This is a genomic window from Mesorhizobium sp. M0293 (genome assembly GCF_040321735.1).
Taxonomy (GTDB): Bacteria; Pseudomonadota; Alphaproteobacteria; order Rhizobiales; family Rhizobiaceae; genus Mesorhizobium.
The window spans coordinates 23,104-36,546 of record NZ_JAMYSA010000065.1 but is presented as its reverse complement, the minus strand read 5'-3'; the positions used below and the strand labels follow the sequence as shown (position 1 = coordinate 36,546).

At 62.9% G+C, this 13,443-nt stretch carries 15 protein-coding genes; 11 read left to right on the top strand and 4 right to left on the bottom strand.

What is annotated here, in order from left to right:
* The 9 genes from NKJ06_RS22760 to NKJ06_RS22720 all read left to right on the top strand — a co-directional run.
* Positions 1-657, top strand: a 657-nt coding sequence (locus tag NKJ06_RS22760; RefSeq protein WP_352810673.1) for a GNAT family N-acetyltransferase, incomplete at its 5' end; no start/stop codon positions are given.
* Between the two features lie 339 nt (positions 658-996).
* Positions 997-1,221 carry a hypothetical protein gene (locus tag NKJ06_RS22755; protein ID WP_352628746.1) on the top strand — a complete coding sequence of 75 codons (225 nt, stop codon included), beginning with the start codon at positions 997-999 and terminating at the stop codon, positions 1,219-1,221.
* Between the two features lie 85 nt (positions 1,222-1,306).
* Positions 1,307-3,787 carry a DNA ligase D gene (gene ligD, locus NKJ06_RS22750; protein ID WP_352810671.1) on the top strand — a complete coding sequence of 827 codons (2,481 nt, stop codon included), beginning with the start codon at positions 1,307-1,309 and terminating at the stop codon, positions 3,785-3,787.
* 206 nt (positions 3,788-3,993) lie between these two features.
* On the top strand, positions 3,994-4,899 hold the full coding sequence (ku, locus tag NKJ06_RS22745; protein WP_352628744.1) for a non-homologous end joining protein Ku: 906 nt from the start codon (positions 3,994-3,996) through the stop codon (positions 4,897-4,899).
* On the top strand, positions 4,896-6,017 hold the full coding sequence (locus NKJ06_RS22740) for a tetratricopeptide repeat protein (protein WP_352628741.1): 1,122 nt from the start codon (positions 4,896-4,898) through the stop codon (positions 6,015-6,017). Before ku ends, NKJ06_RS22740 begins: the two co-directional genes overlap by 4 nt.
* 216 nt (positions 6,018-6,233) lie before the next feature.
* Complete coding sequence (locus NKJ06_RS22735) at positions 6,234-6,878, top strand: alpha/beta hydrolase family protein (RefSeq protein WP_352628740.1); 645 nt, start codon at positions 6,234-6,236, stop codon at positions 6,876-6,878.
* Between the two features lie 6 nt (positions 6,879-6,884).
* Positions 6,885-7,655, top strand: coding sequence for an exodeoxyribonuclease III (locus NKJ06_RS22730; protein ID WP_352628738.1), 771 nt, complete (start codon positions 6,885-6,887; stop codon positions 7,653-7,655).
* A gap of 181 nt (positions 7,656-7,836) precedes the next feature.
* The gene (locus tag NKJ06_RS22725) at positions 7,837-8,238 is read left to right on the top strand and encodes a hypothetical protein (protein WP_352810668.1); all 402 of its coding nucleotides are present in this window, start codon (positions 7,837-7,839) and stop codon (positions 8,236-8,238) included.
* 227 nt (positions 8,239-8,465) lie between these two features.
* A complete protein-coding gene (locus NKJ06_RS22720) occupies positions 8,466-9,017 on the top strand; it encodes an isochorismatase family protein (RefSeq protein WP_352628734.1) in 552 nt (183 codons plus the stop codon).
* Between the two features lie 334 nt (positions 9,018-9,351).
* On the opposite strand, the gene NKJ06_RS22715 is transcribed toward NKJ06_RS22720, so the two are convergent.
* From NKJ06_RS22715 to NKJ06_RS22705, 3 genes are all read right to left on the bottom strand, one after another.
* The gene (locus NKJ06_RS22715; RefSeq protein WP_352628732.1) at positions 9,352-9,558 is read right to left on the bottom strand and encodes a hypothetical protein; all 207 of its coding nucleotides are present in this window, start codon (positions 9,556-9,558) and stop codon (positions 9,352-9,354) included.
* 401 nt (positions 9,559-9,959) lie between these two features.
* Positions 9,960-10,241, bottom strand: a complete 282-nt coding sequence (locus NKJ06_RS22710) for a hypothetical protein (protein WP_352628730.1) — start codon at positions 10,239-10,241, stop codon at positions 9,960-9,962.
* 119 nt (positions 10,242-10,360) lie between these two features.
* Positions 10,361-10,603 (bottom strand): sulfotransferase, encoded by a 243-nt coding sequence (locus NKJ06_RS22705; protein ID WP_352628728.1) that lies wholly within the window; start codon positions 10,601-10,603, stop codon positions 10,361-10,363.
* A 420-nt stretch (positions 10,604-11,023) separates the two neighbouring features.
* Here NKJ06_RS22705 and NKJ06_RS22700 point away from each other — a divergent pair, with 420 nt between their 5' ends.
* Together NKJ06_RS22700 and NKJ06_RS22695 are read left to right on the top strand one after the other, a co-directional pair.
* Complete coding sequence (locus NKJ06_RS22700) at positions 11,024-11,326, top strand: DUF1236 domain-containing protein (protein WP_352628727.1); 303 nt, start codon at positions 11,024-11,026, stop codon at positions 11,324-11,326.
* Positions 11,327-11,594: 268 nt separating this feature from the next.
* Entirely contained in the window at positions 11,595-12,374 is a 780-nt protein-coding gene (locus NKJ06_RS22695; protein WP_352628725.1) for a hypothetical protein, read from the top strand.
* A 36-nt stretch (positions 12,375-12,410) separates the two neighbouring features.
* Here NKJ06_RS22695 and yghU read toward each other — a convergent pair whose 3' ends face one another.
* The gene (yghU, locus tag NKJ06_RS22690; protein ID WP_352628723.1) at positions 12,411-13,277 is read right to left on the bottom strand and encodes a glutathione-dependent disulfide-bond oxidoreductase; all 867 of its coding nucleotides are present in this window, start codon (positions 13,275-13,277) and stop codon (positions 12,411-12,413) included.
* Positions 13,278-13,443 lie beyond the last annotated feature (166 nt).

The window sequence follows — 13,443 nt, the reverse complement described above, 5'->3', positions numbered from 1 at the left end:
CCCCCCCCCCCCCCCCACCCCCCCCCCCCCCCCCCCCCCACCCCCCCGCCCCCCCCCGGGCCCCCGGCCCCGGGCGCGCGCCCCCCCCCCCCCCCCCCCCCCCCCCCCCCCCCCGCGCTGACCGAGGAGCTTTTCGACGCGCTGCTGGAACTGCGACTGAAGCGCTTTCGCGAGCTTGGGCGTTTCGACCTCCTGACGCAGGCTCCGGTCGTCGACTTCTATCGCGACGCGGCACTGCGAGGCCTGTCCGATGGATCGGTGCGGCTGTTTGGGCTGCGCGTCGGTGAAGCCTGGCTCGCCTCCATCTACGTGCTGGCCAGAAAAGACACGCTTCACACCCTCCTGCTCGGCATCGACCAAAATGCGGTCGCCAATGTCTCACCCGGCCTGACGATGATGGGCAAGCTGATGATGTGGGCGCGCGGAAATGGTTTCGACTATTTCGACCTGTCGGTCGGCAGCCAGGGCTACAAGGAACATATCGGCGCCTCGAGTTCGGTTCTGGCTGAGATCTGCGAACCGATAACGGTGCGGGGCAGGGCTGCGAACGCAGCCATTTTGCTGCGCAGCCGGGCCGAAGGCATGGTGCGGTCGCACCCGCGGCTGCACAAGGCCGGCCAGAACCTGATGCGTCGCTTGCGGCGATTGAAGGACTGATTCTAGTCGCATTCGAACTCGCTGAGCCCGTCTGCCCAAGGGAAGACCTCGTGGCCACATCTCGCGGTTGATTCATGTCAAAGCGGATCGGCGTCCCTGCGCTTATCTGATCTCCTGTCTTGGGAAGGACGCAGGCGGGTGGGCGGTCCCTGTCGGCAAGCTGAAAAAGCTCCAGCGAGGGCCGCCCGCAACCTTTGGCGAAAGTTTGCCCTGCATTGCCGTTCGTGCCAGGCAAACACCTGAAATTGACAGGACACCTCGTCTCCGTCATCCTTGAAGCCAGTCGCCAAGCCGCGGACAGCGGCCGCGTTGCGTGTCAGGGCGACCGAGGGCAGCGTCATGTTCAGTCCCGTCATCGGCCAGAATTCCAAGCGCGCCGCGGTGCGCAAGGCGCTCGACCGCCACAAGGTCTACATCACCGCGCAGAGTTTTTCGGCCGGCACCTACCAGGCCCGCGTTCTGGTCGACGGCGAGGCCTATTGGGTCGATGAATTCCGGCTTGCGCAGTTGCAGCAGGGGCTGTCGCCGGCCGAGCTAGAATTGACGCCGGCCACCGACGATTGAGAGTGTAACTTCCATCCGTTCGTACCGCCGGGAAATCCGAAATGCTGGCGGGAAAGCCGTAGTTGCCGCCACCGACACCTGACCCATGCCGTCCCCCAAGCTCAAAACCTATCGCGCCAAGCGCGAATTCTCGAAGACGCCGGAACCGGCCGGCGGGCTCGTTGCCGGCGAAGGCAACCGCTTCGTCGTCCACAAGCATCACGCCACATCAGATCACTATGATCTGCGGCTGCAGGTCGGCGACGTCTTGAAGAGCTGGGCGGTGCCACGCGGGCCTTCGCTCAATCCGGCCGACAAGCGCCTGGCGGTCGAGACCGAGGATCATCCGCTCGAATATATCGACTTCGAGGGTGTCATCCCTGAGGGCGAGTATGGCGGCGGGCCGATGATCGTTTGGGACACCGGCACCTGGGCGCCGATGGACGATGTCGAAAAGAGTTTCAGGACCGGCGCCTTCAAGTTTCGCCTTGCCGGCGACAAGCTCAATGGCGGCTGGATGCTGACCCGGCTGAAACCAAAGCTTGGCGAGGACGAGAACAGGAAGAACTGGCTGCTGTTCAAGGAGCGCGACCTTGCCGCCGACACCGTGCTCGATATCTTGGAAGCGCGGCCCGAAAGCGTCAAATCCGGATTGCGCATAGAGGAACTCGTGGCGCCGGCGAAACCGGCCGCCAGATCCGCGCCGAAGCCAGGTTCGTTGAAGCCCGGCACGCTGCCGGGGGCGTTCAAGGCGCCGATGCTTGCCCGCATCGAGCCGCAGCTGGCCACGCAGGTGCCAAACCCGCCGTCTGGCGAGGACACCGGGGAGACATGGCTGCACGAGATCAAATTCGACGGCTACCGCACCATGGCGCATCTCAGCGACGGTGTGGTCAAGCTCATCACCCGTGGCGGGATCGACTGGACGAAGCGCTATGGCGACCTGCCCGGCGCCTTTGCGAAACTGCCGTGCCGCGACGCCATCATCGATGGCGAGATCGTCGTGCTCGACGCCAGGGGCATCAGCCGCTTCGCGCTGCTGCAGGACGCGCTGGCAGAAGGCGCCGGCAGCAAGCTGCACTTCTACGCCTTCGACCTTCTCTATCTCGATGGCTGGGACCTGACCAAGGCGCCGCTTGTCCGGCGCAAGGCATTGCTGGCGCAGATGCTGTCGGGCCTCGGCGCCAATTCCGCCATCCAGTTCTCCGACCATGTCGAGGGCTCGGGGCAGGGGCTCTACGATCAGGCGTCGGAACTCGGGCTGGAGGGCGTCGTCTCCAAGCGCGCCACCGCAACCTATCAGAGCGGCCGCACCAAGAGCTGGACCAAGACCAAGGCGTTGCAAAGCGGCAATTTCGTCATTGCCGGCTACACCACGTCGGATGCGGCCGAGGGCCTGGCAGCCCTCGGCCTTGCCGAATTCGAGGACGGTGAATTGCACTATCGTGGCAAGGTCGGCACCGGCTTCGATGCCGGGACCGCCGCTGAATTGCTCGCCAGGCTGGAGCCGCTCACAGCAGGGGCGACGGCGCCGGAGGGGGCGCCGCGCGAAATCATGCGCGAGATGAACTGGGTGAAGCCGTTGCTCTCGGCCCGCATCCACTATGCCAACCGCACATCGGACAATGCGCTGCGCCACGCGGTGTTCAGAGGCTTGCGCGATGTCGGCCTGTCGACGCCGGTGTCCTCGACACGCAAGCGGCTGATCGCCGAGGCTGATCTCGCCACCATCTGGGTGACCAACCCAACGCGGCGGCTGTTCGGCAAGACCGGCCCGACCAAGCTCGACATCGCCGTCTACTACGCGCTGGTAGGTGACTTCATGCTGCCGCACATTCTCGGCCGGCCGGTGTCGCTGGTGCGCTGCCCCACCGGCCTGCCGAAGGACTGTTTCTTCCAGCGCCATGCCTTCACCGGCATGCCGCCCTCGGTGGTGACGTTCGAGGCGACTAACTCCGAAGGCGAGACCAAATCCTATCTCTCGGTGGAGGGCGCAAAAGGTTATCTGGCGCTGGCGCAGTTCGGCGTCGTCGAGTTCCACACCTGGGGCACCCACCGCACCAGCCTCGACAGGCCCGACCAGATCGTCTTCGACCTCGACCCGGGTGAGGGGATTTCCTGGCGCGAGGTGGTCGAAGCCGCGGTGCACATCAAGGGCGAGCTGGAAGGGCTGGGGCTGGTGCCGTTCGCCAAGACGTCCGGCGGCAGCGGCATCCACATCACAGTGCCGGTGACGGGCAAGCAGAACTGGAAGAAGCTGCACCAGGCGACCAGCGCCATCGCCACGCATCTGACGGCCACCGCGCCCGATGCCTTCACCACCACCATGGGCAAGGACAATCGCAAAAGGCGCATCTTCATCGACTATCACCGCAATGCGCGCGGCCACACCTCGGCGGCGCCCTATTCGCTGCGCGCCCGCACCAACCTGCCGGCCTCGACGCCGGTGAGCTGGTCGGATCTCGAATCCATCGATGCGCCGCAGGACCTGAACTATTCCTCGCTGCCGGGGCTGCTCGCGACGTCAGGGGATCCATGGGCGGATATTGACGAGTTCGCGCGGGATTTGCCTACCTTGAAGAACTAGGGTTGGCGAAGCCGAGCCCAGAATCCATCGACGCTTCCGACAATTTGAATTATTCTCCACTCACGACCTCAAAGACGTAACGGAAGATTTCGTCAGGAATTTCCCTGTATCGTGCGGGGTCGGTGTAGGATTTGCGCAGCCTCGTTCGTCCTTCGGACGAAAAGCGCTGCAGTAAATGTCAGTGCATGGCCGCGTAGGAGTGTTTCATGGCGCCCAGGGCAAGTTGGAAAGGTTATCTCAAACTCAGTCTGGTCAGCTGTCCGGTGCGGCTATACCCCGCCACCAGCGCCAGCGAGCGCATCAGCTTCAACCAGCTGCACAAGAAGACCCACAACCGCATCAACATGAAGCCGGTCGACCCGGAACTCGGGCTGGTCGAGCGTTCGGATCTGGTCAAGGGCTATGAGTATGAGGACAAGCAGTACATCATCATCGATGATGCCGACCTCGACGCGGTGCGCATCGAATCCAACCACACGATGAACATCGAGGCTTTCGTCGACGAGGACGAGGTCGACGTCATCTATCAGGACGCGCCGTACTATCTGGCGCCCGATGGCGCGATGGCGGAGGAAACCTTCGCCGTGCTGCGCGAAGCCATGCGCAAATCCGGCAAGCTGGCGATCGCCCGCCTAGTGCTGTCCAGCCGGGAACGCGTGGTGACGATCGGCGCGCGCGAGAACGGGATGTTCGTGTGCACGTTGAGGAACCCGAACGAAGTGCGAGGTACGGCTGAGTATTTCGGCAACATCCCTGCCGGCAAGCCCGATGCGGAAATGCTGCAGCTGGCCGAAGCGCTGATCAAGCAGAAGGAAACCACCTTCGATCCAAAGAACTATGAGGATCGCTACGAGGCAGCACTCATGACGATGATCCGCGAGAAGCTGAAGGGCCACAAGCCGATCATCGCGGCGGCACCCGAGCGCGGCAATGTCATCAATTTGATGGATGCGCTGAAGGCCAGCCTGTCGCAGTCGAAGCCGCCGGCCAAGTCGAAGAGCAAGGCCGACGAGGTCGCCAAGCCTGCCGCGAGGAAGATGGCAGCGGGCGGTGCTGCTGAAAATCCGCTGAAGGCCAATCTGCTGAAGGCGGTCGGCAAGAGCAAGAAATGACGGCACAAGCCGTCCCGGGGGCCGTTTTCGGCACCATCGGCGCGCTGGCGGCGTTTCCGCTGCGGCTGGCAGCACGCGAAGTCGAGCGCCAGCACGGCCAGTTGCGGCGCGGTGTTGTCAGGCGCACCACGCATGTCGTGTTCGGGCGGACACTTTTGGCCAAGGCCGTGCTCTCCAGGAACGGTGACGCCGAGATCGAGCGCCGCGTCTCCGCCGAGCGCGCGGCTGGGCGCGTACTCGTCAGTGAAAGCGGCTTCCTGCGCCTGCTCGGGCTGATGAAGGCGCCGGAAGCATCTTCGCTGTCGCGGCAATCGCTGATCGAGCAATCGCGGCTATCGGGCGCCGATCTCGACCTGCTCAGCCTGTTCGATGCGTTCGAGCATGACGCAGAACCCTATTCCTTCCGCGACCTGATCCTGGCGCGCAAATATGCCGGGCTCATAGCCGGCGGTGCGACATGGGGCGCGATCGCGCGCTCCGTCCATCGTTCGGGCCCGGTCGCTTCGCTGACCGCCAAGTCGCTCAATGTCGGCTCACAGCATGGGCGCGCTGACGCGATCTATCTCGACGGTGGCCAGAGCGAACTCGATGGGCAATTGCTGTTCGATTTGGGCAACGCCGGTTCAACTGGCGACGACACGCTGGAAGAGCTGTTTGCCGAGGCGGAAGCGGCGGAGGAGGGCGGTGACCATGATGGAGCTGCCGCGCTCTATCAGCGCTGTCTGGCCATCGACCCGAGCGACGCGATTGCGGCCTTCAACCGCGCCAACTGCCTGCGCGCCGGCGGCCACGCGGCGGACGCCGCGCACGATTACGCCCGGGCGATAAAACTCGATCCGGCCTTTGTCGAGGCCTGGTTCAACCTTGCCGGGCTGATGAGCGAGCAAGGCCGCGAAACCTCGGCGCGAAGGCACCTGCAGAAGGCGATCGCGCTCGACAAAACCTATGCCGATCCGGTGTTCAACCTCGCCCGACTGGAATTCGACGCCGGCAATCTGCTGGAGGCGCGGCGGCTGTGGGCGCGGTATCTGGAACTCGACGCGGATTCCGAATGGGCTGGGGTTGCGGCCAAGGGGGTGCAGTTCGTGGATATGCAGCTGGCGCGGACGGCGGGGTGAGTGGAATTTATGCTGGCGCTTGAACACCCCCCTCTGGCCTGCCGGCCATCACCCCCGCAAGGGGGGAGATTGGATGTCACCACCGCCTTCGCCAATCATGACCATTGGAAAGTGAGCGAGACGGCAAATCTGCCCAATCTCCCCCCTTGCGGGGGAGATGTCCGGCAGGACAGAGGGGGGTGCGAAGGAACGCGGCCTTTCTCGGAAGGTCGCCCCATGACCACCTTCCTCTTCGACGGCCACGACACCGCCCCCGTCACCATTCTGCTCGCCCATGGCGCCGGTGCATCGATGGATTCGCCCTCGATGACGGCCACCGCCAAGGCGCTGGCCGCGGCCGGCTTCCAGGTCGCGCGCTTCGAATTCCACTATATGGCCGCACGCCGCTACGGCCATCGCAAGCCACCGCCGCGGGCCGAGACGGTGAACCCGGAATATATCAAAGCGATCGCCGATCTCAGGGCCAAGGGCGTGACCGGTCCGCTGATCATCGGCGGCAAGTCGATGGGCGGGCGCGTCGCCTCGATGGTGGCGGACGAGATGCTTGCCAAGAGCGAGATCGCCGGGCTGGTCTGCCTCGGCTACCCCTTTCACCCGCCGGGAAAGCCGGACCAATTGCGCACCAAGCACCTTGCCGGATTGAAAACGCCGACGCTGATCTTCCAGGGCACGCGCGACGAGTTCGGCACGCCCGACGAAGTCGCTGGCTACGGGCTCTCCGACAGCATCGAGGTTGTCTGGCTGGAGGACGGCGACCACGACCTCAAGCCGCGCAAGAGCATCTCGGGCTTCTCTGCCGCCGATCATCTGAAGACATTGGCCGAGACGGTGAAGGCGTGGTCGGGCCGGATCGTCGCCTGACCTTCGATGAAGATCGCCTCGTTCAACATCAACAACATCAACAGCCGGCTGGACAATTTGCTGGCGTGGCTGGCGGCGGCAAAGCCCGATGTCGTCTGCCTGCAGGAGTTGAAGGCGCGTGACACGCAGTTTCCGCGCTCTGCTCTAGCCGCGGCCGGCTATGGCGCGGTGTGGAAGGGCGAGCCGACCTGGAACGGCGTCGCCATTCTCGCGCGAGGTTCGGAACCGGTGCTGACCCGCGATGGCTTGCCGGGCGATGATGCCGACAGCCAGAGCCGCTACATCGAGGCAGCGGTGAACGGCATTGTCATCGCTTGCCTCTATGCGCCGAACGGCAATCCGCAGCCCGGCCCGAAATTCGCCTACAAGCTGGCATGGCACGCGCGACTGGAGGCGCATGCCGAACAGTTGCTCGACACCGGCCTGCCTGTGGTGCTGGCCGGCGACTACAACATCGTGCCCGAACCGCGCGACATCTATGCCACCCACTCCTATGACGACAACGCGCTGGTGCAGCCGGAAAGCCGGGCCTCCTTCGCCGCCTTGATCGAGCAGGGCTGGACGGACGGCCTGCGCAAGAAGCATCCGAAGGAAACGCTCTACACATTCTGGGATTATCGCCGCAACCGCTGGCCGCGCGACGCCGGGCTTCGGCTTGACCACATCTTGCTGTCGAAGAAACTGGCACGGCGCCTGACCGCCGCCGGCATCGACCGCGACGTGCGCGGTGAGGACGGCGCCAGCGACCATGCGCCGGTGTGGGTGGAGCTGAAGTAGGCGATTGGTTCCAAGCCATTTGCGACGGGCGCGTTGGAAGCGACGGATCAGAGATCCTCTCGGCGATGAGGAACGGACACGTCCTGGAGACGCGGCCGCTGGCCTCAGGCGCCGCCTTCAGCTTCGATCTGGCACTGATGCCGACACGGCTCTCATCAGTGACGGCGGCTTTGAGCGGAGGTTGACGCTGTCGCCCTATCCGGCCGATCTCGGCTTGCTGTCGCCGCAAACCGCTGACACTGATGCCGCCCTGGAAACGATCGATTTCGACGATGTGACGTCGCGCACCTTCAGGAAAATTCCGTCCGGCCATGCCGGGCTGGCGTGGCGCAACCTGAATGCGATGGCGTGCGACTACACCAAGGACAGCCAGGGTTATGTCAATGGCAACGTTTCTGGCGACCATGTGGTCTACCGGCCGAATTCAGCTCAATATGGTAACGCGTGTTCGCCTGTCGACGAAACACTATTGGTAAATGGTCTTGGACGACCTGGTCCTGACGCGCTGAAATTTGGCGCATCAAGATCAGGCTGCGCAGAAATTATTGCGGTATCGGATTCGAGGCGCCGTTTCCCGCTGTGATCGCCGAAAGGCTCCCTTTTTTCAGAAAAACCGGCTTGGCGTAGGTCTTCATCATCGTGGTCTCTCCTGAATCCCTTGGCGATGATGGCAGATACGCGACCTGTGCCAACCAAGCCGGGTGCCCACAGCAGGCTCTTGGCGACACGCGCTTGCCGCTGATAGTCTCGACCCTGATGACCGCATTGCACATGCCTTGATCGTCTCCCCTGCCGTGCTATGTAAAAATCATGTCAGCACCCAGCCTCGCGGCCAACGCGCCGCTCATTGTCATCGATCTCCAGACCGGCATGTTCGACGGTGTGCACGAGCCGCCGATCCATGATGCGCCAGGCGTTGTCGAGCGTGCCCGAGCGGTGATCGACTGGGCGCGGCGCAACGGGCGCAAGGTTGCTTTTGTCAGGCACGATGGACCCGCGGGCGATCCGCTGGCGCCGGGTGAACCTGGATGGCCGGTGTGGCCGGCACTTGGTCAGGCCGAGAACGAGCCGACCTTTGCCAAATCCGTGGGCGATGCCTTCAGCAATCCCGCCTTCGGCGACTGGGTTGCCGGGCAGGGCGCTGGCGCGGTCATACTGGTGGGCGCACAGACCGATTTTTGCGTAGCGGCGACGGTCAAGGGCGCGATGGCCAGAGGGCTTGAGGTGACCGTGATTTCCGATGCCCACAGCACGCTGGACAATGCCAGCGAGAGTGCCGAGCAGGTCATCGCCCGGCACAATGGCGAATTCGCCGAGGCCGGCGTCAATCTAATGACGACGAAGGCGCTGGTCGGCGGCTGAATCTCTCACGAATTTGGCGGCGGGCTGTCTCTTCGCGCGGTGGATGACAGCGCCGGGCGCCTGCCGTGGTCGACGCGGACGGGGGGGCGCATGTTGGGATGGCTCGGGCGCCCGCGTCAACCAGGGCGGCTCGTACCGCCGCATTAGCAGCATTGCACATTGCACGCCGGCCGAAACTTCCGCGAAAGCGGAATAGGCCGGGGCTAAAGTGCGGATTCGGTGCCCGAATCTCGGCGCGCCAAAAACAGTTCTCTTTCTTGCGGCATTGACCGCCGGTGGGCGAGCGGCGACGACTGGCGCGGCTGTATGTTCCCACCGGTGCGTTCAGGCTCGATCAGTTTGCCGCTTGGTCATCCGCCGCCTGCATCGATCGGGCGGGCGGCGAAGACAGCGCGTGTTGATCCGATGGCGGCCCGCTGAAATAGAGAGAACTGCCCAGGACGAGGAACACGATGCCCACCGCCATCAACCCGACCATCAACACAGCAATCGCCGTACCCGGGCCGTGGCCTGTGTTGATGATTGTGGATCGATGGGGCATCGCGCTGTTCCTTTGAATTGGATGCCGGCTGTTGTCCTGCAAGGTCTTTGCGGACAAACGACAAGCGGCGCCCGATGTTCCCTTGTGCGGGCTTCAATCGGTCACGTCGGGCTTTTGCGTTTTCCTGTGGGACCAAGGTCTTGGCAGCCGGACGCAAAGGTCCAAGGGACCCTGTTCGGTTCCGGCAATGTCCATTGGACGTTCCATTATTTTAGTCAAAACTGATATAATGCCCGGGCTAAAAACTTAGCCGGCCAAGCGTCTTTCGCCAATAATTCGGGCATGGAAAATGTGGTTTTGGCAAGATGCCTCTCACTCCGAGGCATCGAGATACGCTTCTGGAGCCCGACCAGTTCGCGTTCATCGGGGATAAGAGACGCCGCCCGCCCAAGTGATCCGGCTTACGTCTCGTCGAACCGCCCCTCGCGGGTCGGATGGCGCTTGATCGCGGCTTCTTCCTCGTCGTCGGGCAGCGCTTCATCGCTGTTCTGGTAGGCGTTGTCGTCGTCTTCTTCGGGCTGTTCGCCATCCTTCTCGGTGTCATAGCGGACGTCGCCGTTTTCGGAGCCAGGCAGGATCTGGCCGCCCTTGACCGCGTCCCAATCCTGTTGCTCGATGGTCGGGCCATCGGCCCGCGGTGCATCATCTTCGATGTCGGTGCGTGGTTTGCTGCGCGGTGCCATGCTGGCCTCCAATCCTTGAAAAGACTGGAGGCGAAACTCGTGTTGCCGGGGGTTTGTTCCCGCGCCCGACGTGCAAAGACTGGGCGTGGTTCTGGATTGCCGCCGGCTTGCACGTCAGCCTAGCCACCACCACCGGGATTGTCGACGGTGGCCGTATAGTTGGCGAACACGCGGTTCCAATCGTGCTGGCTGCCCGGTGGACTGTTGGCCACCTTGCGCCAGAAATCGAGATGGCCCTTGTTGGCCTTGTTCATGATCACTTCCTGCATGTGGTAGGAAGGCAGGCCGAGCCTGTTCAGCGCGGCAAAGGTCGACCACGTGCCGGTGCGGCCGAAACCAGCCCCGATCAGCTTGAGTGTCATTTCCCCATCCCAAAAGGACTGACATTCTCCGATATTCCAGTCCATGAGGATTACGCTGCGCCTGGAGGGAAAACAACGCAATAAAATTCTCATGACTGGTTTAGTCGACCAGCGGACTGCAATGTGTCTGTCGTGGCCAGACCCATCTTGTCTTGCTCGTGAGCAAGGCAAGTCCGGTGAACGGCGCCACCGATCACGACAAACATCAAGGTGAAGCGCATTAATATCTGTCCCAGATAGGCCACTTACCCGTGAAGCCTGAGAGCTATTCCGCGCCAATTTTCGAGCATCGTTACAACAACCATTGAATACCTTGGCCAAGCTCGTGATGCCTTCAATTCTGGAATTGGGAATGGAACCCCGGACCGGCGGTGGAGTTTTCATGTAGGGTGGGGTTTCAGTTATGACAGGAGAATGGTCATGAAACTTTATCTTTCGAGCGCAGCGGCCGCGATCGTCCTGATGGGCGGTATCGGTGCGGCGCTGGCGGAAAATGTCGTCGTCGTCGAGCCGCAGCAGGAGACGGTCGTTCGCGAATATATCAAGAGGGAGCCGCTTGCGTCGGTGAACCTTCTGGGCGTCGAACTCAAGCTCGGCTCGTCGGTGCCGGATACGGTCGAACTGCGTGAGGTACCCGACGTCAGATATCGCGTCGCCGTTATCAATCACAAGACGGTCCTGGTCGATCCAGACACCCGTCAGATCGTCGAGGTGCTGCGCTGAATGATGGCATCGACACAAAGGTTTCCCGCGTCGGACCTGCCTTGGGAAAAAACCCGTCACGACTGCCAGTCGTGGCGGGCTCTATTTTTGAGGCCAGCCGTGGGTCGGGCGGGAGCATTGATCGCCTCGGCCTGCGTGATCGGCCGCATGCATTGGACTGGCAAAGTCGTCCGCCAGGGTGCAGGGTTGCAGTCGTGCGAAACGTTCGTAAGCCGGCATGTTGATGCCTCGAATGCGCGCCGGCCGGCCGAGATTTGAAAGCCCTTCGATGACCATCTCGCCCATCGAGACTATTCGCGATGACGCTCCGCGCATCCTGCTTCTGCTTGGCAGTGCGCCCGACGCGGTGCGTTGCGAGCCCTGGCCGAAGCAGGCGTTCAGCCGGATCGTCGCTATCAACAATGCCTGGCAGGTGCGCCCCGACTGGGATTTCCTCGTCCATGCCGGCGATTTCCCGTCGGAGCGGCTGCCCCACGACGCGACCTTGCGACAGGCTCAGATATTCAGCGCCACGCAATATGTTCCGGCGCAAAACGCCTTCGGCGGCTTCGTCTATGCCGGCGCCACGATGGCGCTGACCGCTGCATATTGGACCATTCACAGCCAGAAGCCCGATGTACTGGCATTCCTGGGCTGCGACATGATCTACGACCGGCCGGACAAGACGCATTTCTATGGTATCGGCCGTCCCGATCCGTTGCGCGATGACGTCACTTTGCGCAACCTCGAGGCCAAGTCGGCACGCTTGCTCGTTCAGGCGCTGAAACATGGCTGCCTGTGCATCAATCTGTCCGACCTGCCGCGCAGCCGGCTGGTCTTTCCCAGGCTCGCCTTCGACGAACTTGGCGGCCTTTCGCACGTCCGGATTGCCGAGATGAAAGCGGACATTCTTGGCAACATCCGGCTCGACAAGGCCGAAAAGGCCGAGGAGATCGAGAGGGACCTCGGCTATTTCTACGAAGACGGCATGTACTGGAACCATCTCGACGAGATCGACGAGACGTTTCTTGCCGACATCGACAGGCTGTGGATGTCGGCCGTCGAGTAGAGGCGGGCGGGTTGATCGGCCCGTTGTCCGCTAAGCTTACTCCGCCGCCAGCCTGTCCTGCGTCTTCGTCTCGAAATCGCTGGCGTCGTGGCGCTCGTGCAGTTGCACGGCAGGCTCGCCGAAGGCACGGTTGACCATGCGGCCGCGCTTGACCGCCGGGCGTGCGTCGATCGCCTGGGCCCAGCGCTGCACATTCTTGTACTCCTGCACGGACAGGAACTCGGCGGAATCATTGTACATGCGGCCGAGCGCCAGCCCGCCATACCAGGGCCACACCGCCATGTCGGCGATGCTGTAGTCCTTGCCGCCGAGATATTCCGTCTCGGCCAGCCGGCGGTCGAGCACGTCCATCTGACGCTTCACCTCCATCGAGAAGCGGTCGATGGCATATTCGAACTTTTCCGGCGCATAGGCGTAGAAATGGCCGAAGCCGCCGCCCAGATACGGCGCCGAGCCCATCTGCCAGAACAGCCACGACAGCACCTCGGCGCGGGCCGGCTGTTCGCTGGGAAGGAATTCGCCGAATTTTTCGGCGAGATAGACCAGGATCGATCCTGATTCGAAGACGCGCACCGGCGTCTTGCCGCTGCGGTCCATCAGAGCGGGAATCTTGGAGTTGGGATTGACCTCGACGAAGCCGCTGCCGAACTGGTCGCCATCGTTGATGCGGATCAGCCAGGCATCGTATTCGGCGCCCTTGTGGCCGCGTGCCAAAAGCTCCTCCAGCATGACGGTCACCTTGACGCCGTTCGGCGTCGCCAGCGAATAGAGCTGCAGCGGGTGCTTGCCGACGGGCAGTTCCTTGTCATGCGTCGGGCCGGCGATCGGCCGGTTGATGCTGGCAAAGGCGCCGCCACTCGGCTTGTTCCATGTCCATACTTTCGGCGGGGTGTAGTCAGTCATCTCGGGGCCTCGTGTTCGGGGGGCTTGTGGAAAGGATGGGCAGATCCATCTACAACTAGGGCTGCGGATCGGGAAGTTCAACTTGCGTTGAACTATTGGTTTATACCGGCGCCGCGGCGAGCTTCTCCTCCGCAAGGGGGAGCAGGTCAGCACTACACCCCTTGCA